The sequence below is a fragment of the Psychromonas sp. KJ10-10 genome (assembly GCF_047323245.1).
In the GTDB taxonomy this organism is placed as follows: Bacteria; Pseudomonadota; Gammaproteobacteria; order Enterobacterales; family Psychromonadaceae; genus Psychromonas.
The window spans coordinates 2,327,732-2,353,282 of record NZ_CP178826.1 but is presented as its reverse complement, the minus strand read 5'-3'; the positions used below and the strand labels follow the sequence as shown (position 1 = coordinate 2,353,282).

At 36.5% G+C, this 25,551-nt stretch carries 26 protein-coding genes and 6 pseudogenes; 21 read left to right on the top strand and 11 right to left on the bottom strand.

The genetic code is table 11. The features are described 5' to 3' along the window. The first annotated feature begins 76 nt into the window (after nt 1–76). The 11 genes from ACLKMH_RS13650 to ACLKMH_RS13600 all read left to right on the top strand — a co-directional run bounded on the left by ACLKMH_RS13650 (nt 77) and on the right by ACLKMH_RS13600 (nt 6,272). On the top strand, nt 77–568 hold the full coding sequence (locus tag ACLKMH_RS13650) for a hypothetical protein (RefSeq protein ID WP_413698659.1): 492 nt from the start codon (nt 77–79) through the stop codon (nt 566–568). Beyond that, a complete protein-coding gene (locus ACLKMH_RS13645) occupies nt 559–852 on the top strand; it encodes a hypothetical protein (protein ID WP_413698658.1) in 294 nt (97 codons plus the stop codon). The genes ACLKMH_RS13650 and ACLKMH_RS13645 overlap by 10 nt, the downstream gene beginning before the upstream one ends. Before the next feature lie 177 nt (nt 853–1,029). Next, entirely contained in the window at nt 1,030–1,269 is a 240-nt protein-coding gene (locus tag ACLKMH_RS13640) for a hypothetical protein (RefSeq protein WP_413698657.1), read from the top strand. Nucleotides 1,270–1,611: 342 nt separating this feature from the next. After that, on the top strand, nt 1,612–2,289 hold the full coding sequence (locus ACLKMH_RS13635) for an AAA family ATPase (RefSeq protein ID WP_413698656.1): 678 nt from the start codon (nt 1,612–1,614) through the stop codon (nt 2,287–2,289). Between the two features lie 62 nt (nt 2,290–2,351). Next, on the top strand, nt 2,352–2,753 hold the full coding sequence (locus ACLKMH_RS13630) for a hypothetical protein (RefSeq protein ID WP_413698655.1): 402 nt from the start codon (nt 2,352–2,354) through the stop codon (nt 2,751–2,753). Beyond that, nucleotides 2,705–3,169: a S16 family serine protease gene (locus ACLKMH_RS13625; RefSeq protein WP_413698654.1), complete on the top strand. Its 465-nt coding sequence runs from the start codon at nt 2,705–2,707 to the stop codon at nt 3,167–3,169. Before ACLKMH_RS13630 ends, ACLKMH_RS13625 begins: the two co-directional genes overlap by 49 nt. 81 nt (nt 3,170–3,250) lie before the next feature. Then, the gene (fabA, locus tag ACLKMH_RS13620) at nt 3,251–3,790 is read left to right on the top strand and encodes a bifunctional 3-hydroxydecanoyl-ACP dehydratase/trans-2-decenoyl-ACP isomerase (protein WP_413698653.1); all 540 of its coding nucleotides are present in this window, start codon (nt 3,251–3,253) and stop codon (nt 3,788–3,790) included. Between the two features lie 116 nt (nt 3,791–3,906). Then, complete coding sequence (locus ACLKMH_RS13615) at nt 3,907–4,272, top strand: hypothetical protein (protein ID WP_413698652.1); 366 nt, start codon at nt 3,907–3,909, stop codon at nt 4,270–4,272. Further along, nucleotides 4,269–4,646 (top strand): S49 family peptidase, encoded by a 378-nt coding sequence (locus tag ACLKMH_RS13610; protein WP_413698651.1) that lies wholly within the window; start codon nt 4,269–4,271, stop codon nt 4,644–4,646. The genes ACLKMH_RS13615 and ACLKMH_RS13610 overlap by 4 nt, the downstream gene beginning before the upstream one ends. Next, a complete protein-coding gene (gene sppA, locus ACLKMH_RS13605) occupies nt 4,618–5,739 on the top strand; it encodes a signal peptide peptidase SppA (RefSeq protein ID WP_413698650.1) in 1,122 nt (373 codons plus the stop codon). Before ACLKMH_RS13610 ends, sppA begins: the two co-directional genes overlap by 29 nt. 131 nt (nt 5,740–5,870) lie before the next feature. Next, nucleotides 5,871–6,272, top strand: a complete 402-nt coding sequence (locus ACLKMH_RS13600) for a DUF2919 domain-containing protein (RefSeq protein WP_413702348.1) — start codon at nt 5,871–5,873, stop codon at nt 6,270–6,272. A 59-nt stretch (nt 6,273–6,331) separates the two neighbouring features. Here the strand turns inward: ACLKMH_RS13600 and ACLKMH_RS13595 are convergent. The 9 genes and pseudogenes from ACLKMH_RS13595 to fabB form a co-directional block, all read right to left on the bottom strand. Then, a pseudogene (locus ACLKMH_RS13595) lies at nt 6,332–7,619 on the bottom strand (NAD(P)/FAD-dependent oxidoreductase). A gap of 204 nt (nt 7,620–7,823) precedes the next feature. Further along, nucleotides 7,824–8,366 (bottom strand): alpha/beta hydrolase YcfP, encoded by a 543-nt coding sequence (gene ycfP / locus ACLKMH_RS13590; RefSeq protein WP_413698649.1) that lies wholly within the window; start codon nt 8,364–8,366, stop codon nt 7,824–7,826. Nucleotides 8,367–8,434: 68 nt separating this feature from the next. After that, nucleotides 8,435–9,497 (bottom strand): annotated as a pseudogene (nagZ, locus tag ACLKMH_RS13585) (beta-N-acetylhexosaminidase). Nucleotides 9,498–9,786: 289 nt separating this feature from the next. Next, a complete protein-coding gene (locus ACLKMH_RS13580; protein ID WP_413698648.1) occupies nt 9,787–10,101 on the bottom strand; it encodes a FimV/HubP family polar landmark protein in 315 nt (104 codons plus the stop codon). A gap of 535 nt (nt 10,102–10,636) precedes the next feature. Beyond that, nucleotides 10,637–11,428 (bottom strand): hypothetical protein, encoded by a 792-nt coding sequence (locus ACLKMH_RS13575; protein WP_413698647.1) that lies wholly within the window; start codon nt 11,426–11,428, stop codon nt 10,637–10,639. Nucleotides 11,429–11,501: 73 nt separating this feature from the next. Then, nucleotides 11,502–12,122 carry a FimV/HubP family polar landmark protein gene (locus ACLKMH_RS13570; protein ID WP_413698646.1) on the bottom strand — a complete coding sequence of 207 codons (621 nt, stop codon included), beginning with the start codon at nt 12,120–12,122 and terminating at the stop codon, nt 11,502–11,504. Between the two features lie 149 nt (nt 12,123–12,271). After that, complete coding sequence (locus ACLKMH_RS13565; RefSeq protein ID WP_413698645.1) at nt 12,272–13,078, bottom strand: aspartate-semialdehyde dehydrogenase; 807 nt, start codon at nt 13,076–13,078, stop codon at nt 12,272–12,274. After that, nucleotides 13,023–13,298 (bottom strand): hypothetical protein, encoded by a 276-nt coding sequence (locus ACLKMH_RS13560; RefSeq protein WP_413698644.1) that lies wholly within the window; start codon nt 13,296–13,298, stop codon nt 13,023–13,025. Before ACLKMH_RS13560 ends, ACLKMH_RS13565 begins: the two co-directional genes overlap by 56 nt. A 396-nt stretch (nt 13,299–13,694) precedes the next feature. After that, nucleotides 13,695–14,917 (bottom strand): annotated as a pseudogene (gene fabB / locus ACLKMH_RS13555) (beta-ketoacyl-ACP synthase I). Between the two features lie 343 nt (nt 14,918–15,260). Between fabB and ACLKMH_RS13550 the strand changes: the two are divergent. The 8 genes and pseudogenes from ACLKMH_RS13550 (at nt 15,261) to oleD (ending at nt 22,023) form a co-directional block, all read left to right on the top strand. After that, nucleotides 15,261–15,530 carry a hypothetical protein gene (locus ACLKMH_RS13550; protein ID WP_413698643.1) on the top strand — a complete coding sequence of 90 codons (270 nt, stop codon included), beginning with the start codon at nt 15,261–15,263 and terminating at the stop codon, nt 15,528–15,530. 115 nt (nt 15,531–15,645) lie between these two features. After that, nucleotides 15,646–15,936, top strand: a complete 291-nt coding sequence (locus ACLKMH_RS13545) for a hypothetical protein (protein WP_413698642.1) — start codon at nt 15,646–15,648, stop codon at nt 15,934–15,936. Next, nucleotides 15,897–16,556 carry an FAD-dependent 5-carboxymethylaminomethyl-2-thiouridine(34) oxidoreductase MnmC gene (gene mnmC / locus ACLKMH_RS13540; protein WP_413702347.1) on the top strand — a complete coding sequence of 220 codons (660 nt, stop codon included), beginning with the start codon at nt 15,897–15,899 and terminating at the stop codon, nt 16,554–16,556. The genes ACLKMH_RS13545 and mnmC overlap by 40 nt, the downstream gene beginning before the upstream one ends. A gap of 38 nt (nt 16,557–16,594) precedes the next feature. Beyond that, nucleotides 16,595–16,933: a hypothetical protein gene (locus ACLKMH_RS13535; protein ID WP_413698641.1), complete on the top strand. Its 339-nt coding sequence runs from the start codon at nt 16,595–16,597 to the stop codon at nt 16,931–16,933. Nucleotides 16,934–17,313: 380 nt separating this feature from the next. After that, nucleotides 17,314–18,363 carry a 3-oxoacyl-ACP synthase III gene (locus ACLKMH_RS13530; protein ID WP_413698640.1) on the top strand — a complete coding sequence of 350 codons (1,050 nt, stop codon included), beginning with the start codon at nt 17,314–17,316 and terminating at the stop codon, nt 18,361–18,363. A gap of 5 nt (nt 18,364–18,368) precedes the next feature. After that, a pseudogene (locus ACLKMH_RS13525) lies at nt 18,369–19,252 on the top strand (alpha/beta fold hydrolase). A 3-nt stretch (nt 19,253–19,255) separates the two neighbouring features. Continuing rightward, nucleotides 19,256–20,932: pseudogene (oleC, locus tag ACLKMH_RS13520) on the top strand (olefin beta-lactone synthetase). A gap of 60 nt (nt 20,933–20,992) precedes the next feature. Then, nucleotides 20,993–22,023 (top strand): annotated as a pseudogene (gene oleD, locus ACLKMH_RS13515) (2-alkyl-3-oxoalkanoate reductase). Here the strand turns inward: oleD and ACLKMH_RS13510 are convergent. Both ACLKMH_RS13510 and ACLKMH_RS13505 read right to left on the bottom strand, forming a co-directional pair. Next, a complete protein-coding gene (locus ACLKMH_RS13510) occupies nt 22,003–22,899 on the bottom strand; it encodes a patatin-like phospholipase family protein (protein WP_413698639.1) in 897 nt (298 codons plus the stop codon). The pseudogene oleD and the gene ACLKMH_RS13510 overlap by 21 nt on opposite strands. Beyond that, nucleotides 22,883–23,398, bottom strand: coding sequence for a M48 family metallopeptidase (locus tag ACLKMH_RS13505; RefSeq protein WP_413698638.1), 516 nt, complete (start codon nt 23,396–23,398; stop codon nt 22,883–22,885). Before ACLKMH_RS13505 ends, ACLKMH_RS13510 begins: the two co-directional genes overlap by 17 nt. A gap of 56 nt (nt 23,399–23,454) precedes the next feature. On the opposite strand from ACLKMH_RS13505, the gene ACLKMH_RS13500 reads away from it, so the two are divergent. Together ACLKMH_RS13500 and ACLKMH_RS13495 are read left to right on the top strand one after the other, a co-directional pair. Continuing rightward, complete coding sequence (locus ACLKMH_RS13500) at nt 23,455–23,805, top strand: RidA family protein (protein WP_413698637.1); 351 nt, start codon at nt 23,455–23,457, stop codon at nt 23,803–23,805. Nucleotides 23,806–23,884: 79 nt separating this feature from the next. After that, entirely contained in the window at nt 23,885–25,468 is a 1,584-nt protein-coding gene (locus tag ACLKMH_RS13495) for a protein adenylyltransferase SelO (RefSeq protein WP_413698636.1), read from the top strand. The last annotated feature ends 83 nt before the right edge of the window (nt 25,469–25,551 follow it).

Genomic DNA, 25,551 nt, shown 5'->3' with positions numbered 1-25,551 from the left:
CGTATTTACCTTACGTCTACCTTAATGCAAAATATGTTTTTATTGATTTTTTCTTTTACTTTTTAAATGAGAATTTATGTTATTTCCCATCATATTGTCACTCGTTGGAATGTTGTTAATTGTTACCATAGGCTATAACGTCGTACAACAATATAAACAAAGAATTGAAGCTGACCAACGCATGGCAATCAGCAAACAACGTGCGGTGATCTCTGAAGTTGATGAATTACTTTTAAATGCAACACGTATGCCCTTTAGCAAATCTTTATTACTTATTTTACAAAACCGTATACGTAATGCGTTAATAATCATGCTAAAAAGTGCGCCCAATAACCCTGCTATGCGCGAACATTTAAAAAATACCGATGCACAAATTCAACAAATTAGAACAAATTATACTCCCCCAGATGAAAGTGTTTTTCGCACCCCTGAAAATGATAGAGAAGCACTTGCATTATTACAGGTAACAAAAAAATACGTGCAGTATTACGTTCCGAACACGCAAAGGGAAAAATCACCACTGAAGTTTTTGTTGCTGAAGATCATCGCCTTGAAATCATGCAATTAAAAATTAACTTAGAAAATGGCCTCAAACGTATTAATGATGCCAAAAATTCAAAACAATTTGGCAGTGCCAATCAAATGATTAATAAATTAATCAAAGTGCTTAATGGTGTATCAGAAAAAGACAGCTACCTAGATAAAAAAATAGAACAGCTAAACCTCATTAAGGACGAAATAAAATCTTACCTGAGCCAACATAATGACCAAGAGTTAGCGACTATGAAAGCCAAGGATGACGAAAAGAAAAATGACCTCGATGTTCTCTTCCAAGATAAGAAAAAATGGTAGGTAACATGTTGTAACTGATCCATATCAATTGAATAGCATTAACCTCTAAACTTATTAACAATATTGACTTATATCATAACGAGTAAAGGCCCTTCTCACTAAGATAAATCATCACTACATAAAAGTCTGACAAAGAGTCAAAGGACTTTTGATTTATTAAAATGAGAACGGGGCAGTATGTCATACTTAAACGAACAACAATTAGCTCACTTTAAAGCAAAATTAGATGCCGAGCAGGCTAAAACCCGATCCGCTATTGACGCAATTTTCCAAGCATCTGATCATGTCAGTCATCAATTAGCTGTTAAAAAATTGGCCAGTTTATCAACTGATGAATTGATTGAATTTACACAGAAAATCGATGATAGAGAATTAAAGAGAAAAATAGATCACTTAAAAAAATCGATGCTTCATTAAATAATCTAGAGCAAGGGATGTACGGCTTATGCTCTGATTGTGAAATGGAATTATCTATTGATGTTTTAAACGATAAACCAACAACACAACGATGCCCACTCTGTGAAGCAAGGTATCAAAAACAAAGTTATAATGATTATCGATTATAAGGACTCTATTTTTCCCGAAGGTTAAAGTGTATAATTGAAGGTGTTTTTCACCTTCAATTAAATAATTTAGAGTCTGCACTTTGGCAAATAATAATTCAGTTTCAACAGCACAAGATAAAGTTAGTTTAACCCTTCAGCAGTGCACAACCGATTTTTCATCGCAACTTTCAATATCAACAATATCGGATGATAATTGGACCTCCATGTTTGCCATTACATCCGAGCGACTGAAGCATTTTTTCCAACTGCCTCAACCATTGTTACTTCTAAATGCACAGTACTGGCATGCAGAGCAAAAGACCTAGCTGAAGCCTGTAATGACCCTAAACGCCCTTTTATTGCTTTACAAAACTATGACCAAGAAACCCTTTTTGGACGAGTAAACTTACAAAATGGCGAGCAAATATCAACGCAATTAGGTGTTATTAGCAACTATAAAGATGGCACTGTAGTTTTACATATCAGTTCATTACTGGTTAACCCAAACCTTTGGTTTCTGCTTAAATCTTTTTTATTAAATCATCGTATTCCTTCTCAGGGACCAGTTAATAGCGATAAATTAAGAGGTGAAATATACACCCAGAATAATCAAATATTGAATAGTAAAATCATTCTAGTGGCCAATCGTTACCAGCTTGATGAACTAACACAAATTGATCCAGACTTTTCGCAAATAAACACCCTGTTTGCAGAGATCAGCGCAGATATAAAACGCAACGATGAAAACCTACAACATTTGTCTCAATATTGTCAGTCTTTAATCACAAGAAAAGGTCTATCTCCCTTATCTGATGAAGCATTTAATAGTTTATTCAAATACCTTGCTCGCCTATGTGATCATCAGAATAAATTGCTTTTTCTCCAAAATTGATTGAGTCCATTTTATTTTACGCGCAATTATTAAAAACAGAAAATGCACCTAACGATGAAAAGTTGGATGAAATATACATTAAGCAATCCTTAAATATTCAAGATAAATCTCAATCAAATGCGCAGGATTTTAGTGACCAGGCGTTAATCGAGAAACAATTAAAAATACAACTTCATGGAGAAATGATTGGCCAAATTAATGGCATGTCCGTTGTTGAATTAATGGGTTACCCAACTGAGTTTGGTGAAATATTTAGAATATCTGCCAGTGATATGGTCGGTGATGGCGAAATTATTGACGTCGAAAGAAAAGTGGAACTTGCTGGTAATGTCCATGCTAAAAGTACTTTGATTGTTCAAGGTTACCTGAATCACCTGTTTACACATATCGCTAACTTTCCCTTTCTTGTAATGTTGTGTTTGAACAATCCTATCAAGAAAGTGATGGAGATAGTGCGTCACTAGCCATTTTATTAGCGGTAACCTCTTGTTATTCTAAGTCTGCAATTGCACAAAACTTATTTGTTACCGGCGCATTAGACCAACATGGTAATGTATTAGCCATTGGTGGTATTAATCAAAAAATTGAATCTATAACACGCCTCTTTACATTAGGCTTATTAAAAGATCCTGTTTCAGTCATTATTCCAAAAGCAAACCAAATTAATTTAATGCTAAGTGATGAAACATTAGAATTAATAAAGGATAAGCAAATCAATATTTATGCAATCCAACATTGTTTAGAAGCTTTTCCTATTGCAATGTCACAAAGTTTTGAAAGTGTATTTGAGAGCATTAATAAACGTATTTTGTTTTTACATAAAGAAGATGATGACGAAGCCCCAAGCTTTATTACAAAATGCCTAAATTTGTTGCGATAAACCCTATAGTTAGCTAAAGTACGCGCACTATTTGCCATTGCAAAGCTAATAAAAAATTCCATTTAAAATAAGAAAGTGATTATGACAAAAACTGTATCCCAAAAAGAGTTGGGTAAAAACTCTTATACTAAAGAAGAACTTATCCAATGTGGCAACGGTGAATTATTTGGTGAAGGAAATTGCCAATTACCCGTTGATAAAATGCTAATGTTAGATCGTATCATCACAATCACAGAAGATGGTGGTGAGCATGGTAAAGGCGAATTAATCGCGGAATTAGATATCGACAAAGCACTTTGGTTTTTTGAATGTCACTTCCCTGGCGACCCTGTTATGCCTGGTTGTTTAGGATTAGATGCAATGTGGCAATTAGTTGGTTTCTTCTTAGGTTGGAGCGGTGGTCCTGGTAAAGGTCGCGCATTAGGCGTAGGTAATGTTAAATTTACAGGCCAAGTTTTACCTAGTGCTAAAAAAGTGACCTACCGTATTACCATGAAACGTTTGATAATGCGTCGTTTAGTAATGGGTATTGCTGATGGTGTTGTAGAAGTTGATGGTAAAGTGATTTACACGGCAGAAGACCTTAAAGTAGGTTTATTTATTGATACAGCAAGCTTCTAACATTCAAAATAGACTATTCTAATACCAATTGTATTAAGAATTGCATTAAAAGCACTCTCTACTATTAGTGGACAGTGCTTTATTTTTTTCAGCTAAAATAAAACTAAGGATTATCCATGGGTGGACTATTTAGATTAATTAAATTATTGGCTAAATGCCTTAATGCAACGCGTTTAATTATTATTAATATTATCTTTTTTGCCATTCTCGCGATTATCATTTTTGCATTTAATAGTGAAGAAGTAGAAGTTCAAATTGCCGACAACTCCATTTTACAACTTAATTTTAATGGCGTTATTGTTGAACAAAAACAACCAATAGATTTTTCTGGGCAACTATCTAAACAGCTATTAAGTGACGAACAACAGTTAACAGAATACCCAATTGAAGAAGTTCTACAGGTCATTTTAGCGACTAAAAACGATACCAATATTGATAAAATTCTGTTAGATCTCATTCTGGGTTACAAGCCGCTAGCTTGAATCAAATAAATAGTATTGGACAAGCCCTTAATGAATTTAAGCTAGCCAATAAAGAAGTTATTGCAACTGCAGATAACTATTCACAAATTCAATATTTACTAGCCAGTTTTGCAGACAAGGTTTACCTTGACCCTCAAGGTTTAGTTTACCTACAAGGTTTTTCTGTTTATCGTTTGTATTTTAAAGAGCTACTAGACAATTTACTCATCACACCGCATATCTTTAAAGTGGGTACCTTTAAATCCTTTGTTGAACCCTTTACTGAAAACAAAATGTCTGACGCGAGTAAACTTGCTAATTCCCATTGGCTTGACCAACTCTGGCAGGGATATATCAACACCGTACTTGAGCGACTGTCAACATACAAACATTAATAAACAATCTATCTCGCCCACTCTAGAGCAATTAAAACAATCATTACAAGAAAGTAATGGTGATACTGCCCTTTACGCACTGAATGCAGGGTTAGTTGATCAGTTGTTACCAAGGTATAAAGTTGTTGCTTCATTAGAAAGTGAGAAATATAAATGGGTCAATTATCAACGTTATCAAAGTACTTTGCCTGCACTTTATCAAACAAGCATCGATAAACCATTAATCGCATTGATCCATGGCCAGGGTGAAATACTTAATGGTTCACAAACTAGTAATGCGATTGGAGGAGACAGCTTTTCTGCACTATTAGATAAAGCGCTTAAAAGCCCTCAAATCAAAGCAGTTGTCATTCGACTTGATACTCCTGGAGGAAGTGCATTCGCTTCTGAAAAAATACGCCAACATATTTTAGATTTAAAAAGTGCAGGTAAAAAAGTTGTTGTATCAATGGCAAGTACTAGTGCCTCGGGAGGATACTGGATTGCTTCAGCGACTCGATCATATTGTAGCTTCCCTTCTACACTAACTGGCTCAATTGGTATTTTCGGTTTATTTGCAAGTGCAGATAAAGCACTTAATAAAATTGGCATATACAATGATGGTGTTGGCACAAGCCCTCTCTCTACGATAACGCCTGCTCGTGCACTTGATCCCAAGCTTGCTGATATTATGCAAATTGGTATTGAACGTGGTTATCAGCAATTTTTAACTGTTGTGAGTGAAGGCCGGAATATGAGCCTACAACAAGTTGATGCCATTGCACAGGGACGTGTTTGGACGGGGGATGATGCAAAATCACTTGGGTTAGTCGATGAATTAGGAGATCTAAAGCAAGCGATATCATCAGCCGCTTCTTTAGCCAATTTAGAAGATTATAACGTTCAACCAATTAAAGTAGCTTTATCGGCCAAACAACAATTCTTAAACGAAGTATTAACTAATGGAGTCAAGATGTCGCCTAATGGGTTATCACTTAATTCATCGCTAATTGAATCATTTTTTGATATTAAAGCACAAACCTCATTACTTACTCGTTTCAATGATCCAAAGGGACATTACTTATATTGTCCTATGTGTTTTATCAATAAATAATTAAATATGTGGCTGATAAGTTATTTCCTTCAGCTACATATTTTAAGAGACATAATAAATAAACATGGCCTTAGTAAAAATATTTCCATTACAATTTTATACGCAATCAGGGGATTTAAAGCCTCCTACTTATTTTAATTACGCTTTATTATTCTTGGCGAGAAACATGGGTACTGCTGATTATCTCATTAGCTTCGCGAGAGACAGGTAATCAATTATTAGCGCTATTTTACCCAGATAAAAGCCATTTTTATTTTGGTTTAGCATCAGGTCTAATCGCAATTATATTATTTTTCTTAGCAGGAAGAGATCACGATAAACATCCCTTGATTTGTAAACTGTGGCAAAAGGGTTATTCATTATTGTTAATTAGCGTTTTGTTTGACCTTGCTTTACAACTTTATTATCTATATTTAGACAGGTTTCAATATACTCTCGAAGCTTCTGTCCAATTAGTATTAATTTTATGGATATTACTTTTTTGTATTAAAAGCCGTCATCTTAAAGCAAGCTTTATTAGGCATCGCCAATAAAAAACCATTGAAAATTTCTTTTCAATGGTTTTTAACAACTAATTCAAAAATAAAATATTCTAATGTAATTTTAAGCGTGGACGTAAAATACGATTGATACGTTCAACAAGTGTCATCAACGCGGTTCGAACATAACCGTGTAGGGCAACCTGATGCATACGGTATAATGAAATATAAACGACTCTTGCTAAACGCCCTTCTATTTTCATTGAACCTTTCATTAAGTTACCCATTAAACTTCCTACCGTGCTGTAGTTACTTAATGAAACTAATGAACCATAATCAGTATATTTATAATCTTGTAAAGGTTTCTCTTTTAATGATGCTAAAATATTTTTCCCTACTAATGACGCCATTTGATGAGCAGATTGTGCACGAGGAGGTACAAAACCGCCATTCGGTAGTGCACAACTAGCGCAGTCACCTATTGCATAAATTGAATCATCGAGAGTTGTTTGTAAGGTTGCTTTAACGACTAACTGATTAATTCTATTCGTTTCTAGACCTGCAATGTCTTTTAAGAAATTAGCCGCTTTAATACCAGCTGCCCATACAATTAAGTCAGCTTCAATTAACTCGCCGTCTTTTGTCATCAACCCCTTTTCAGTGGCTTCAGTTACCATGGTTTTAGTGCAAACATTAACGCCTAACTTTAATAGCTCTTGATGTGCAGATGCAGAAATTCGCTCTGGTAATGCTGGTAATATTTTATCTCCCGCTTCAACTAAACTCACGTTTAAATCACTGCTATTAATATGCTCAAAACCATAGTTAGAAACCTGCTCTAAGGAGTTATAAAGTTCTGCAGAAAGCTCAACACCTGTCGCTCCAGCACCAACAATAGCAACACTTACTTGGCTAGTTTCTTTAAGGCCTAGTTGCAGGTATTTATTAAGCATTAAGTGATGAAACTTTTTAGCTTGCTGAGGACTATCTAAGAAGATGCAATGCTCACTAACACCTTTGGTATTAAAGTCATTACTGACACTACCTAATGCCATAACCAAAATATCATATTTAAGTGTGCTTTCCGGTAAGATCTCTCTTCCATCGTTATCAATAAGCTTGTCTAAAAACACACATTTATTTTCACGATCAATATCTTTTAAAGCGACCTAATTTAAAATTAAAACCATGATTTTTAGCATGTGCTCGATAACTAACAGCATCAATACCATCATCTAAAGAGCCAGCAGCAACTTCATGTAATAATGGTTTCCATAGGTGAGTACTATTTTTATCAATCAAAGTGATATTTGCTTTACCCTTTCGACCTAATTTATTACCTAGTTTAGTTGCGAGTTCTAACCCACCTGCTCCACCACCTACAATAACGATATTTTTCATGATTTTTCCTTATATTTAGTTTCATTATTATTTTTAACGAAAAAATAATAATGAAACAAAACACGAGTATGTTACTTGGGTCACAAAATAAAGTAATACTAGGGTGAATGCAACTAGTTTGTAACTTAAAAGTTGATCTTTAATAAAGAATATATTTGTATGACAAGGCAACGTGATGTTGCCCCGCAAATTATGAAAAGAGAATTAAGATTCTGTTTTGAATTGTTTGATTGTTTGTAAATGATGAGAAATATCTTGGAATTTATGACCTTGGTTTTCATCAAAAATAATTTGATAATAAGCAGATAATTCATGATCACTTTTGGCTGAATCTATTGTGTCGTCTACTTTTGAGAGAATACACAAGCAATTATCTTTGTTTTTAGAGCGAAAATCACTCACACACTTAGTATTGATATCAAAATATTCCTCTGGCCATTCAATTTTACCAACCATATTGTCTTCTGGATGCAGATTAGGATTAAAAATAACCTGTTTAATACCACACAAAAAGCCAATACGTTCACTCCAAAAACCACCTAAACCCACACCACATATTAGTGGCGCTTTATCTTCACTCGATTGAATGTGTTTATGTACTTCCTTTAATATGTGGCTCATGTCATGTTTAGGATGAATAGTGCTGTAATGTACAAAGCGTACATCATCATCAATAAACTTTAATTGCATCACTTTTTCATGGTTACCCGGACTTGTTGCATCAAAACCGTGTAGATAAATGATCATTAATTGTTCCGCCTTTATTCTTATAATCGACACTTAGCGATTGTATATTTGCCTTTATTAAGCCTTTCCTATTTTATGGAAATAACGGCTAAGTGCAAGCATTGCAATGAACTTATTAGAGCGAACTCAGCAAAGTGCATGAGTTTTTGATGATTTTTTATCCAGTCAGGATTGCTACTGAGTGGCATTGAACAGTTATTACCTTGGTGACGCATTTTCTTCAAAGCATCATCATTTGCCCTTTTGGGGATTTCAAGTGCATCCAAAATTGAAATAGCACCCGCACTGTCATTACAAGCTAAAATAAGATCACAACCTGCATCGAGTGCTCGATAAGCCCGTGAAACATGATTTCCTGCAAAACTAGCGCCATGCATCGACAAATCATCACTAATGACGACACCAGTAAAGCCCATTTGTCGCCGTAGTATTTTCTGTAACCAAAAGGAAGAAAAACCAGCGGGGTCTTTATCGCATTGCTCATACACAACATGTGATGGCATCACAGCGGTCAATAATTTTTGTTCAATAAGAGCCTTGAAGGGTAATAAGTCATTGGCAAAAATAGTTTCTGGTGAACGAGAATCGACTGGCGCCGCAATATGAGAATCTGCTTTAACACTGCCATGTCCAGGGAAATGCTTACCTGTTGAGGCCATTCCCAGCGCTTGCATACCTTTAATATATTCACTTGCGAGTGTAATCACTTCATTTTTTGAAGTCGCAAAAGCACGAGTACCAATGACATCAGAAATACCATTTATATCTAATACGGGCGCAAAACTAAAATCAATATCACAGGCGATCAATTCACTGGCCATTACCCAAGCACTACAATAAGCTAATTCTTTTGCTTCTTTAATATCACAATGTTTCAACAAATCGCCGGCAACTCGGCAACTCAGTAAAACCCTCTTTAAATCGCTGAACTCGACCACCTTCATGGTCAACTGCAATAACAATTTCTTTTTTAGCATAAAGGCGAATTTGTGAAACAAGTTGTTTAAGTTGCTCAATGTTGTAAAAATTACGAGTAAATAAAATGACGCCAGCCACTAATGGGTGTGCTAATACTTCTTTTTCTTCGGCGCTTAATTCGTATCCAAGGACATCTAATATTACGGGTCTCATATTTCTCTTACTTTAAATAAAATGATAGAAGATCATACCAATTCTGTTAATTTAATGATCAAATATTACGCAACAAAAAAGAGCGAATTTAAGGCGGAAGTTGCTTAGGCGTAAATACAAGCATTTAGCACCTTTAATGACCGTTCCCTTTACAAGGCTTCAAACGCGTAAATAGCTTTTTTAACCAGTAAGATTGCTCGCTTAGTTAATGGAATTGGTATAAGACTTCCTGTTTTAATAACCACAAAAAAAGCCAGCAATGCTGGCTCTTTGAATTTTGATTGTTTAATTATCTCAATCTGCTTAACAGCTTATCAATTTCAATACGTTGAGCACCACTGCTATTATCAACAACCGATAATAAAATTTCCTTCGCACCCGCTTGATCATCGATTTCAAGATAAGCACGTGCTAAATCTAATTGCGCACCAATGCCATCTTCATCATCATCTACGTCACTACCTTCCTGTGAGCCGACAACGTCAGGGAACTCTTCTAACCCTAAATCTAAATCAAGTTCTGAATAAGGTTCATCATCATTTACACCACTATTTTCAAGCAATGTTTCTATATCGATAAAATCATCCTTTGATGCTTTATCCATCTTAGGTAATGGCACCTCTTCATTAAAGGCGACTTCACTAAGTTGCTTAGCTAGATTATCTTTTTTATCATCCTGTTTAGATTCTTCTTCATCTTTAGAATCTAATTCATCTGCACCCTGCTCAACTTCTTCTTCTATATCTAGCTCAGGATCATTATTTACTTCTTGTTGTTTTGATTCACTTTGCTCGACATCTAATTCATCTTCTGGCTCAGGCTCAGATATATCAAGTTCTTCTTTTAAATCTTCATCAAGATTATCCAGATCAACACTATCAAAAAGATCTTCATCAAGATCAATTTCTGCAACTTCCTCATCTGCGGACTCAGGATCATCTAAATTAATTTCATCAGAATCTTCTAAACTGTCTAAAGCAAGTAACTCATCATCACTAAGTATTTCACTTTCTCTTTCTTCTTCGAGTTCATCTTGTGTGTCTAATTGTTCCTTATTATCTTGAGCTTCTTCAGGTTCCTCTTCTGTTAAATCAACTTCTAATTGTTCTTCAGTATCAAGGTCAACCTCTTCAGATGAATCATTTGATAATTGTGCTTCCCATTCCGCGGCTAAATCTAAATCGGCTTGTTTCTGCCTCCGTGGGTTGTTTAGTTTCTTCTGAATCTAACTTAGCACTTTCATCTAAATCAATTTCTTCCTCTAAATTGATCTCTTTTTCTAAATCAATTTCTTGGTCTAAATTAATCTCTTCTTCGGAAGTCGCTTCTTGTTCTAAAAGTTCATCTACACCAAAGGGATCTTCAAAATCATCATCTAAATCGATGGATAACAGATCGTCTTCATCAATTTCGGTGTCTTCATCTAAATTAAGATTATCTAAATCATTCGATGAAATTAATTCTTCATCATCTGAATCTGAAATCGCATCAATGCCAAAGGGGTCATCATTATCTGTAATCAGTTCTTCATCATCTTCAGTCAGATCAACAACATCAAGGTCTAGTTCTTCGTCATCCTCATCAAGATTTATTTCTTCTAAAGTATCAACGACCTTTTCATCATGCCCCTCTGGCTCAGGCATCAATTCGTCTTCATCCTCCGAGACATCGTCAGTTAAAAGGTTATCAAACTGTCCTGGCTCTTCCATTAAGCTTGCGGTTGACTCCGCTAACTCTTGGTCTTGTTCTTCTAACAATCGCTTAGTTCGTAAACGTGACATGGTCACAAAGACTAAAGTAAGTAATAATAAAGGAGAAAGAATAACAATTAATAAATTTGTCAGTGATGAAGTGATCAGTTGTAATATTTCATTAAGTAAACCTTCACCGCTAAAAGGAGGTAACTCTACAGCATCTAATTGCGCTCGCAATTCATCAATAATACTTTGTAACTTAGCATTAATAGCGACTTCTTCAGAGAGTTGTTCCGATAATAAACTAATTTCATCTGATAAAGGCCTGCAGTTTTAATTTGAGAACCTGCGACACTTCTGTAGCAACAATAAATTGCTCATTTAAAAGGCGCATTTCTTCCTGTAATGCAGATAATTTTGCTTCACTTTCAATTAACTTTTCTGAGTCCTGATTGATTTCTTCCTTAACAACCGGTTCAACAACTTCTTCTATAATTTCTTTAGGAGCAACTTTAGGTTCTTCGGGAGTAATGACCTCAACTTTAGGTGCTACTTTTTTGACGACTTCTACTTTTGGTGTACTGTACTTACGAATTAACTCAGCGACTTCTTGATTTGTTTGTTGCGCGACATAATCATAGGAAGGAACTTGAAGCGTTGAATTAGCGATGATCCTGTTGATATTGCCATCATCAAAGGCGTTAGGGTTGAGTTTATAAAGCGCCACCATAGTTTGATGTACACTGACAGAATTATCTGGTCTTAATTGTGTAGAAATCGCCCAAAGCGTTTCAGAGCGAGAGATAGGACCATACTGCTGATAATCTGTAGCCGTCTCACCATTTGGCCCTGTTAGGTCGACACTTAAACTCATCGAAGAAACAAACAATAATGGTGTACAACAGATGAGTGAAAGTAGGAAACGCTTCATATTCAATCCTTGGAAATTAGTTTTATATAATCATTCAGTGAATAATAAACTAGGCCGATTAAAACCATAAAAGAAAAACCTAGTAGGGCCAGAATTGAGACCTAGCCCACTATAACATGCGAAAACATTCGAATATTAAAAAATACCTTTTAAAGGTACGTCGAAATTAACTTTTCTGCCACTTTGATTGCAGTTGTTGCCACACCAAAATGATAGTTATCAGCACAAACCCACATGTTCACACCACTTGCATCACAAAGGTCTTTACGTAAACGACCAACTTGAACTTCAGGGTGATTGATCACATCACTAATAATGTTAGTGTAATCACATACTGATTTCGCGAGTTTAATACCTTCACTGTGATGCAGGTATTGTGCCACTTCATCCATATCAACGGGATAATGTGTCTGTAAGTTTACTGACTGGGCGCAACCATAAAACATAGGCACAACAACCTGAGTTGAGGAAACAATAATTGAAGGATCATTTAATAAACGGCGTATTTCATTAACTAAGCGCAATTCACCAAAACTGATGCCTTCTTCATCAAATTCACCAATTTGTGGAAACACATTAAAAGCAGTTTGTTGTGCAAATATATCCGTTTTAACTTCCTTCGCATTTAATAAGCGTGCAGTTTCACCAGCCAGTGTTGTAACCCCTTCTTTGCCAGCGATAGAAACCGATTGATAACTGGACACATTAATACGGACTAGGCCAACTTCTTGGTGTAATTGGCCAACAGATAAAGCAAGTTGTGCTGTTTCACTGCTTGGGATGGCAATTTTATTAGCTTGAGAAAATGCGCCTAAATGTTGTTCATTTACATCAACCTGAACCAAGGGAACATTTTCATCTTCTAAAAATGCACCACTATTATCTATCACTACACAATGTTCACTGGCAATATCTGCCCACTGTTTTGTGGTTTCTATATCGGTCAGAAAAAGCAATATCAACCTGTTCCCAGTCAAAAGAATTAATATCTTTTACATCAACAGGTTTTCCTGAAAACATAACACTTTTTGTTTCGTCATCAACTTCATCTATAGACTCTGTTTGCAGAGGAAATATTTTGCCAACCGGAAAACTACGTGCGACTAATACTTCTAACATAATTTCTACGCAACCCTTTAGGTCACCAATAAGGGCAATATTATATTCTGATTTCATTTTTTCTCTCTTGTGCGCTATTACGTTTTGGTCGTAAAAAAGCAATATTTGCTGTTGTAACTTGATTATACCAATCGTAATAATTAGTTGAGCTATTTTACTGCTTAAAATGGCTTATTTCTTTGCTGAAAGTTTCGCAAAAGATATACTATTTACATCAACTTTTAACTTAATTTAAACAATTTTTTTGCGAAAACTTAGTTCTTATATTTAATACAATTTGGATTAATTTTTTGATTCTTCTACGTTTTGCGAATGATATCAAAACCTTCGCTTGAATCAATTCTTTATACTGATTGCAAAAAACAGTATTTCTTTAGAAAACAAAAAAGGAGCCAAAGCTCCTTTTTACTTTGCATCATGGAAACAAGATTATACTCTTATTTCCATCGGTTTTTATTTAGAGAATCGTTTAAACACTAAAGTTGCATTGGTGCCACCAAATCCAAAACTATTAGACATTACTACATCAAGTTTTGCATCCTGTGCTGTGTTAGCAACAATAGGAAGATCCTTTGCTAGTTCATCAATTTCATTAATATTAACAGATGGAGAGATAAAATTATTTTCCATCATGATCATACTATAAATAGCTTCGTGAACCCCAGCCGCACCTAAAGCATGACCAGTTTGCGATTTAGTTGCACTGATTTTAGGTGCTTTTTTGCCTTCAAAAACTTCGTTAATAGCACCAAGCTCTTTAGTATCACCAACCGGTGTAGATGTGCCGTGTGTGTTTAAGTAATCAACATCACCTTCAACTGTTGCAAGCGCTTGTTGCATACAACGTACCGCGCCTTCACCAGAAGGTGCAACCATATCGTAACCGTCAGAAGTTGCTCCGTAACCTACAATTTCTGCGTAAATTTTAGCGCCACGAGCCAAAGCATGTTCTAGCTCTTCAACGACGACCATACCGCCACCGCCAGAAATAACAAACCCATCACGATTTGCATCATAGGTACGAGATGCCTGTTCAGGTGTGTCGTTATATTTACTTGAAAGTGCACCCATTGCATCAAAGGTACAGGCTGTTGTCCAGTGAAGCTCTTCACCACCACCAGCAAAAACAATATCTTGTTTACCAAGTTGAATCTGTTCCCAAGCATGACCAATACAATGCGCACTTGTCGCACATGCACTGCTCATTGAGTAGTTAATTCCTTTAATTTTAAAAGGCGTTGCTAGACATGCTGAAGTGGTACTTGCCATAGTGCGTGGCACCATATAAGGACCAACACGACGAACACCTTTATTTTTCATTGTATCTGTCGCTAGCACTTGGTTAATTGAAGAACCACCACCAGAACCAGCAACAATACCAGTACGTACATTGGAAACAAGATCATCCGTTAAACCTGCATCTGCAATAGCTTGCTCCATTGAGATATAAGTATAAGCAAGCAAAGATCACCCATAAAACGCATTATTTTACGATCAATAAGTTCGCTAGGAACGATTTTCAAATCACCCCAAACGTGGCTACGCATCTTAACTTCAGCAAACTGCTCTGAAAACGTGATACCAGACTTACCACTTTTCAGTGACGCTAACACTTCTTCTTGATTGTTACCAATACTAGAAACAATACCAATACCTGTAATTACTGCTCTTTTCATTATAAAGCCTTTATTGCTGGGAGGACTAATCATACAATGGGAACCAAATACTTACATTTGGCTCCAACTAATTTAAACCAAAATAGTTTCGCATATAATAGGGAATATATCTTGTCTGATGACAAAAACAACCAAATTTTGCCTTCTCAAATAAACAGGTCTGATCAGTCAGAGGCATTCGTACAGGTATTAGACACACTCAATTTACTAGCAGATGAAACAGGCCAACCTTTGAAACAATGCATGATGACTAATGCCACCGTTAATTCTTACATTAATGAACAATGGCGCTCATGCCAGGAATCATTTTTTAGCATGGCTGAAATCGATTTTTGGGGCTGGTATGAATTTTTTATTAAACTGTTTGCAATTCGAACAATTTTTACAAAAAGCTCCTAACAAACAACTAAAACGGCTTTTCTTTAGCGCCTTTGAAAATAACCCTAAAACAAAAGCCGAGCTCGAAGTGTTGCTCAATAGATATGCAACATTTACTAATTCCTCAGAATTTGAAGTATTAGCAGATCAATTATTAGCACAATACCCTTTATTAGTAAGTGGTTGTCATCGGTTGCATTTTGGACACATAACTTTAGATTCTGTGGTTTGGTGATTTTAAGGAAACTCTTGCTAATATTCATATTTATCAAAACGGGCTGTTTGATTGTTGGCTGATTGATAATAACCAACATAATTCAAAAGACTTTGAGACGAATGAGCTCACACCTTTGTTATCTTGTAGTAGTAAAGCTGAAGTAAATTTAATCGTTAATAATATGATAGATGAAGATTACTCTGCTTTTAAAAAATCAGGGTTTAGCTTTGAGAAAAATACTGACACAAGTAAAAGCCCTGTGATTAATTTTGCTAAATTAAGTACTAAAAATCTAAGTAATCAGCCAAAACAATATAATAAGCAAAATAATAAAAAAGTACTGGCCAACATTATCGCTCAGGAAAAACAACAAGCAGTCTTGATATCGCTATTATCGGTGGCGGTATTAGCAGTGCCTGTTTAGCTTTAGCTTTAATTAACAGAGGTTATCGTGTCACTCTATATTGTAAAGATGAACAACTTTCCATTGGCGCATCAGGCAATCGTCAGGGTGCGTTATACCCATTATTGAATCAGCAACATGATGCATTAAGCCACTTATTCGCCAATAGTTTTTTATATGCACGCAACTATGTAGGTTATATAAATCAAACTCATCCTTTTGATTATGACTTGTCAGGCTTATTACAGCTTTATTATGATGAAAGTGCGAGCGTAAAGTTAGACAAAATTATACAAGCTAACTTACCTCTTAGCTTGGTAAAAAAAGTCACACCATTAGAAACAGATCGATTAGCTAATATTAGTATTGGCCAATCGGCACTTTATTACCCTTTAGCTGGCTGGGTAAGCCCTGCGCAAATGGTTGATGCAATCTTCAAAAAAGCACAACAAAACGGGCAATTACAAATAAAATTTAATCATTGCCTCGATGCCTTTGAAGAAACAACAGGCGGTTGGCTATGTCACTTTGGCGAGAAGACCGTCACACATAAAATTTTGGCTCTAACAACAGCAATGCATACTCTGGATTTTAAGCAATCTGAAGCCTTACCACTCTCTGCAAACGACGAGGACAAGTAACACATATTGAGAGTACGCCAAGCTTACAAGGGTTAAAGATGACACTCTGTCACGAAGGTTACTTAACGCCTTTAAATAAAGGTTTTCATTGTATGGGGGCAACCTTTAAACGTCATAATAGTAATACTGAATTTTCTCAGCAAGAACAAACAGAGAACAAACAAAAACTATCAAAATGCATTAAAAACAAACCTTGGGTGGCTGAAATAAACGACCAACAAGCGCAAGCAAATATCGGTATTCGCTGTACTACGCGAGATCATTTCCCCTATGTTGGTACCCTACCTAATTACCAACAAACCAAAATACATTATCAATCCTGCGAAAAAAATTTCCCACTGATAATGCACCTTTTCATCAAAATTTATTTGTTTTAACTGGGTTAGGTTCACGTGGAATAAACACCGCACCTTTATTGGCGGAAACACTTGCTAGTCAAATTAATCAAGAACCATTGCCTTTAAATGCATCAATATTAAATTCCCTGCAATGTAACCGTCAGTGGATAAATTACCTGAAAAAAGGCAAAAAATTGAAAATTTAAGCTTGAATGACTGAAATTCAAGCAAATTACCCAGGTAAGTGGGATAAAACAGTGTCAAAATGCCCTAAAGCTTATATTCTTTGTTCATACCCCTTTGTTAAAATAGAGAATATAAGTTAATCTACGCGCTCGATTTACGGGTTTGTTAAAGTGATTGGTTTTTAATCTTTTTTATCGCCCTTTGAATTTATTAATGAGAAACAGAACTACTTAATGAAATATTCCCGCGTTTTTATCAATAGCTTTGCTTATGAACTAGCTCCAGAAGTTGTATCTAGTCGAGATTTAGAATCTCGTCTCGCGCCCTTATATCAAAAATTAAGGATCCCGATGGGGCAACTTGCCGCATTAACGGGTATAGAAGAGCGCAGATGGTGGCCAAAGGATCATCGTTTATCCGATGGTGCTATCGAAGCGACCAAAAAGAGTATCGCAGAAACCGATATTAATATTAGTGATGTGGGAGCAGTTGTATATACGGGTGTTTGCCGAGATCAGCATGAGCCAGCAACCGCTTGTCGTATTGCCGCAGAATTAGGTGTTGATAAAAGTACAGCTATTTACGATATAAGCAATGCCTGCTTAGGCGTATTATCGGGAATTTTAGATGTTGCAAATCGTATTGAACTTGGTCAAATCAAAGCGGGTTTAGTTGTTTCCTGTGAATCAGCCCGACATATTGTCGATATCACTATTGATAATATGCTTGAAAATCAGAGTATTCAAAATTTTTCTCAGTCTTTAGCAACCCTAACAGGTGGCTCTGGCGCGGTTGCTGTATTACTCACAGATGGTAGTTTAGAACTTAAAAATGATCGCCAACATAAATTGCTTGGTGCTAGTCATTTAAGTGCCCCTGAGCATCATGATTTATGTAAATGGGGCTTGCAAGAAGTGGGTCTTAAATTACATCGAGAATTTATGCGAACCAATGCAGTACCACTTTTAAAAGAAGGTGTGGCATTAGCGCACGATACCTGGAAGCATTTCTTAGCACAGCGGGACTGGGTTGTTGAACAGGTTGATAAAGTCATTTGCCATCAAGTTGGTTCTGCTAATCAGAAACAGGTACTGAGTGCCTTAAATATTCCGGCTTATAAAGAGTTTCCTACTTTTCAAACTTTAGGTAACATGGGAACAGTTTCTTTACCCGTTACTGCGGCTATGGCGCATGACCAAGGTTTTTTACAGCGTGGAGATAAGGTGAGCTTTTTAGGTATAGGTAGTGGACTTAATTGCATGATGTTAGGACTTGAGTGGTAATGACAATGAATTTAAAAAACCTTTACCCATTCAACAGCCATTTTCTAGATCGCAACGGCCAAGAATATCATTACCTTAATGAAGGTAAAGGTGAACCTGTTGTGATGGTTCACGGTAATCCAAGCTGGTCTTTTTATTATCGAAACCTTATACAAGCGCTAAGCAAAACAAATCAGTGTATTGTGCCTGATCATATAGGATGTGGTCTTTCTGATAAGCCCGATGATGCAGACTATGAATATACACTTAAAAGCCGTATTGATGATCTTGAAGCGTTACTGGATTCATTAGACATCACTGAAAATATTACCCTTGTTGTCCATGATTGGGGCGGTATGATTGGAATGGGTTATGCGAAGACGTTACCCAGAACGTATTAAAAGCTTAGTGATTTTAAATACTGGCGCCTTTCATCTACCTAAAAGCAAACCTTTACCACTTGGACTTTGGATCTGCCGTAATACTTTATTAGGTACTTTATTAGTGCGCGGTTTAAATGCATTTTCCTCGGCGCTGTCCTATGTTGGTGTTAAAAGAAAAGCAATGCCACGTGATGTTAGAGCGCACTTATGTAATGCCCTTCAATTCTTGGAAAAACCGAATTTCAACATTACGTTTTGTGCAGGACATCCCTCTTTATAAAGGAGATAAAAGCTATCAACTGGTCTCTGATATCAGCGAAAGTTTAGAACACTTTAAAGAAACTCCAACTATTATTTGTTGGGGCTTAAAGGACTTCGTTTTTGACAAACACTTCTTAGATATTTGGAAACAAAAAATGCCCCATGCACAGGTCAATGAATTTGACGATTGTGGACATTACATCTTAGAGGATGCAAGTGATGAAGTTATCCCACTTATAGAACAGTTTATTGGATCGCATAAATAATATATGAGTTCAGAAAATCAAGCCAATCTTTGCCGCCACCTCGTTGAAGTAGCAAATAATTTTCCCTCTTCGCTAGCAGTTGCCGTTCAAAAAAACATCTTGGTAAATTGATCTATCAAGAAATGAATTTTTCTCAATTAAATAAACGTAGTGATCAAATTGCCTTTGCCTTTAACCAACATGGTTTAAAAGTAGGTGACAAAGCAGTATTAATGGTTACTCCTAGCTTAGACTTTTTTAGTCTGACGTTTGCGTTGTTTAAAGCAGGTATTGTTCCTATTCTTGTAGATCCTGGTATGGGAATTAAAAACCTTAAACAATGCTTCGCTGAGGCAAAACCGGATATATTTATTGGCATTCCTAAGGCACATATCGCACGTCGATTATTTGCTTGGGGAAAAAATACTATTCACACCAACATCACCGTGGCTGGTTCAGGTTTTTGGGGTGGCATAAGCTTATCGCGCTTAGTTAAAAAATACCCAACACAAAATCACTATGACATGGTTAAATCGGATCCAACTCAATTAGCCGCCATACTTTTTACCAGTGGTAGTACAGGCACTCCAAAAGGTGTTGCTTATAATCATGGCATGTTTGAAGCGCAAATTTCTGTTTTAAAAAACGATTACCAAATTCAACATGGTGAACGTGATTTAGCCACTTTCCCCCTATTCTCACTTTTTGGCCCAGCGCTAGGAATGGCATCCATTGTGCCAGAAATGGATGCCAGTAAACCTATCACAGCAGATCCTGAGTACTTGTTTGTGACCATTAAAAAATACCAATGTTCGAACCTTTTTGCGAATCCGGCATTAATTGAGTTATTAGGTGAGGCCGGTAATCGTAAAGGAGTGAAATTAGCTAATTTAAATCGTGTAATCTCAGCTGGTGCCCCTGCTACTTTGCCATCATTAAAGCGTTTTTCAAAGTTGCTTAACAAAGGTGTTGAAATCATCAACTCTTATGGCGCAACCGAATCCTTACCTATTAGTAAAATAGCCAGTTCAGAATTGTTAATAACTGAAGGTATTACTGATACAGGTGGTGGGATTTGTGTGGGTTACCCTGTTGAGAATACGACTATCAGTATTATTGAAATTAATGAAGAAGCGATTGAAAAATGGAGTGATTCATTAACAATTCCCGCCTACCAGATAGGTGAAATTGTTGTTTCTGGCCCGCAAGTAAGTCAGCAATATTACGCAAGAGATGAAGCAACAATCCAAGCAAAAATACCCGATGGGCAGATTGCTCGCCATAGAATGGGTGATTTAGGTTACCTTGATGATAAAGGAAAATTATGGATGTGTGGTCGAAAATCACATCGCATAGACGCTTTATATAACGATCAAATCAAGACTTACTTTTCAATCTGTAGCGAACGTATTTTTAATACTCACCCAGCAATAAAACGCAGTGCTTTAGTAGGAGTTAAATTAGAGGGGAAATTGACGCCTGTTATTTGTATAGAGCTACTCGAAAAACCAACCGAAAGCGACTTTAAAATTATTTAATGAATTACGTTTTAATGCCGACAAACATGAGCACACCCGTGGTATAAAACATTTTTTAATCCACTCAGGTTTCCCAATGGATATTCGCCATAACGCTAAAATATACCGTGAAAAGTTAGCACTATGGGCCCAAGTTGAAATTAAAAAAGAGCCAGAACAATAATATGACCAGTCATCTAAAAAAAGTAATGTTACTCCAGCATTTAACAGTTTAGATGTACAAATGCAGACGGTGTTATCTGCGTTAAAAGGAAAGTATACACGTGCATTTGTTACTGGAGCGGGCGGTTTTTTAGGCAAAGCCATCTGCTTGTTTTTACGCAGTGCTAACATTGACGTTGTCGGTTTTGCAAGAGGTGATTACCCTGAATTAAGTGCCCAGGGCGTCACTATGCTTAGGGGCGATATCTGTGATAAAGAAGCGCTTTTTAATGCCATGAAAGATTGTGATGTTATTTTTCACGTTGCCTCTAAAGCAGGTGTTTGGGGCGACAAAAGTAGCTATTTTAGTGCAAATGTTGAAGGCACAGAAAACATTATAAATGCCTGTCTGGCACATAATATTCAACACCTAGTTTATACGAGTACACCTAGTGTTACTTTTTCTGGTAATGATGAAGTTAACATTGATGAATCTGCTCCCTATGCTCATAAATTTTTAAACTTTTATGGTTTGAGTAAAGCTGTCGCTGAACAAAAAGTACTGCAAAGTAATAGTGATTTACTCAAAACAGTCGCACTTCGTCCACACCTTATATGGGGTCCTGGTGACCGCCATCTTGTCCCAAGAGTGCTTGCCCGCGCTAAGGCGAAGAAATTAAAACTAGTGGGGAAAAGCGATAAATTAGTTGATACTATTTATATCGACAATGCTGTTTATGCGCATTTATTAGCAGACTTGAACTCACTTCAGAGCAAGCTAAATGTGCCGGTAAAGCTTATTTTTTAAGTAATGATGAGCCTATTTTTATGGCAGAGATGCTTAATAATATCCTTGCTTGTGAGAATTTACTGCCTGTCACAAAGCGTGTTCCGCTCCTTTAGCTTATGCAGTCGGAAGTCTACTTGAAGGAATATATCTTGCTCTAGGCAAGCAGGATGAACCTATTATGACCAGGTTTGTCGCGAAGCAACTTTCAACATCACACTATTATGATATTAGTGCTCGCGAAAGTTGACTTAAACTACAAACCAATTGTCTCTATTAAACAAGGAATGCAACAACTGAAAGCATCACTTAAAGCCGATTCTTAAAGCTTTTTTAGCACGTTGATAACCTAATTCAATCATTTCATCGGCACGGTGAAACTCTAATGTCCCACAGGCGTTACGAGCGATCTCTATGACTACATCAGCAGGATAAGCGACTAATTTTTGTCTAGCAATGGTACTTTGCATGGCATCAAAAGCTTGGTTAGCAATATCATAAACACCCCAATCTTGACTCGTGCTGATAATATCGTCCTTGCTAAAACTATTAATAAACATTTTAATTTTTCCATGAATTGAACTATTGGGGATGATTGGTTTGAGCACCTTCTTTTTCGGTTTATCCTGTCTCATTGGACCACCTAAATTAACTGCAATAGTTAAATCTGTCATGTCTCTAAAAGTAGGTGCGATAGGTACTGGATTTAAAACACCCCCATCAATTAACAACACCCCATGACGATAGGTAGGTGTAAAAATGAGTGGTAAAGAGATAGAGGCACGAATAGCTTCAAATAAGCAACCACTGCTTATCCAAACCTCTTTTTCATTTTCAATATCAGAAGCCACTGCAGTATAATTTAAAGGTAAATCTTCAATTTGTTGATTACCTAGTAGCTTCCTCAGGGTATTAATAATTTTATCTCCATGCACTAAGCCATTAGATTTCCAGGCAATATCAAGCAATGAAAATATTTCAATTTTATCTATTTCACGTACCCAGCGTTCAAATTCATTTAATTTTCCAGCCGCATAAACGCCACCAACTAAAGCACCAATTGAAGAGCCTGAAATTGATGTGATTTCATAATCATTTTCAACCAGCCATTTAATAATACCAATATGGCTTAAGCCACGTGCCCCGCCACTTCCAAGTACTAATGAAACTTTTTTCTTATTTTGATTACTTTGTTTTTTCATACAAATTTCCATTTAAAGCACTATTGATTAAAAACAGACGGGTATCTAACTCCAATTGATGATAATCCGGCAACATATAACAACATAATTGATAAAAAGCTTTGTTATGTTGTTTTTCCTTTAAATGTGCCAGTTCATGCACCACTATCATATCTAACATCGCTTGTGGCGCTTGTTTAAACAATGTTGCAATACGAATTTCTTGTTTTGCTTTAAGTTTATTACCCTGAACACGAGACACATAAGTGTGTGTACCTAAAGCATGTTTTAGTAATTGTATTTTTGCATCGTAACTCACTTTGCTAATAGGAGCAGATTGTTTTATGAAGCGTTTTTTAATATCTAGCACATAATCGTAGAGCGCCTTTTCACTCATGATAGAATGCGCCTGAGGATATTTATTTAACAGATAATCGGATAATTGCTCCGATTCGATTAATTGTTCAACCTGCGTTTTTATCGCCACAGGATAATGATTAATTGCTTGTAATATTTTCATTGATGTCCATTCCATATAGAGTGTTATACTAACCACTTTTTAACTTAGGGATCAAGATGATCGAACGTTTACAAACCAAACAACGTATGAGCCGAATAGTCAAACATAACGGCACCATTTATTTATGTGGTCAAGTCTGTGCAGATGCAACGAAAGATATCACCGAACAAACACAAACAATGCTCGCTAAAGTAGATGAGTTATTAATTGAAGCAGGTAGTTCACGTGAAGCAATTCTTTCTGCAACTATCTATGTCAAAAGCATGAGTGAGCATTTTGCCGCAATGAATGCTGTTTGGGATGCTTGGGTACCAGAAGGTTTTGCGCCAGCCAGAGCCTGTGTTGAGGCAAGCATGGCAAGAGAAGCATTGCTTGTTGAGATATCAGTGGTAGCGACCGAAATCTAAACTAGGCCTGCATCAACTAGCCAATACCCGAGTAAAATAGTAGACTATTTTGTATTCACTATTTTACTTGAGTATTCTTATGTCATTTCAACACCTCAAATTCTGTCATCGTATTACCGAACAACTGCCTGCTGATACACAATTAGAAAATCACTGTCGCAGTGTTGAACATGCTGTTTTCTCATGGGTATCCCCCACTCCGACTTCAAACCCAAGTTTAATTAACATCAATGAAGATTTAGCAAAAACGATCGGTTTTTCTGAAGCAGACTGCGCATCCTCTTTATTTACCGATATCATGACAGGCAATGCCATAATCACGCCAATGAAACCCTATGCTCTCTGTTATGGTGGCCATCAATTTGGTGGTTGGGCAGGTCAGCTCGGAGATGGCCGTGCGATCAATTTAGTTGATGTAGAAACCTCGGAGTTAGGTTATCTCACATTACAGCTAAAAGGAGCAGGGAAAACTCCTTATTCTCGTCGTGGAGATGGATTAGCAGTATTACGATCTTCTATTCGCGAATACCTATGTTCTGAAGCAATGTTCAACCTAGGCATAGCAACAACACGTGCCCTCAGTTTATCACTTACGGGTGACCAAGTTGTTCGGGATAAAATGTACGATGGTAATGCTGAACTAGAGCCCTGTGCTGTGGTTTGCCGTGTTTCATCGTCCTTTTTACGATTTGGCTCAATTCAATTACCAGCCTCACGTGGCGATGAAGCATTAGTTAAACAGTTAGTTGAATTTAGCATTATTCATGATTACCCTAAATTGAAACCAGAAAATAATCAGTTCGACATTGAGACCTATCTAAATTGGTTTAAAGCTGTTTGTGATCAAACCTCAACTATGATTGTTGATTGGATGCGAGTCGGTTTTGTTCATGGTGTAATGAACACTGATAACATGTCTTTAATTGGTGAAACCATTGACTACGGCCCCTACGGTTGGGTTGATGATTTTGACCTTGGTTGGACACCCAATACCACGGATGAAGGACAAAAACGTTATCGCTTTGGTGGTCAATTTCAAGTCAGTCAATGGAATCTGTTTCAATTAGCAAATGCCATTTTTCCACTCATTGGTGAAGCCGAGCCCTTACAAAGCATTATGAGTGATTACGCCCTTCAATATGAAAACAAATGGCAAAAAATGATGGCTAGTAAGCTTGGCTTTAAAGATTATCAAGGAGTCAGTGATCAAACACTCTTTAAAGATTTGCAAACATTACTAAGTACAGTTGAAACAGACATGACGATTTTCTATCGACTTCTTGCAACATATCAAGCTAAAAATGAGGCATTAACACATTTTGCTGACTGTTATTATCGAGCCGATCAGTTAACTCAGGCCTACCAATTACAACTAACTAACTGGTTGAAAAGGTATCAAACGCGACTTAATTTTGATGGTTTATCTGCATTACAGCGCGAAAATAATATGAATAGTGTTAATCCAAAATATGTCTTGCGTAACTATTTGACTCAACAAGCAATCGATCTTGCTGAACAGGGTGATTACAGTGAAATCGAAAAATTAAAAATAATATTGAAAAAACCTTATGATCAACAACCAGAGTATGAAACCTGTGCGCAGAAACGTCCGGATTGGGCAAGAAATAAAATAGGTTGTTCAATGCTTTCGTGTAGCTCATAACAAAAATTGAACAAACAGGCCAATAAAAACATTTTTGGCCTTTCTTTAATTATTTCTCAGTCTATGATTAAGAATTAACGTAA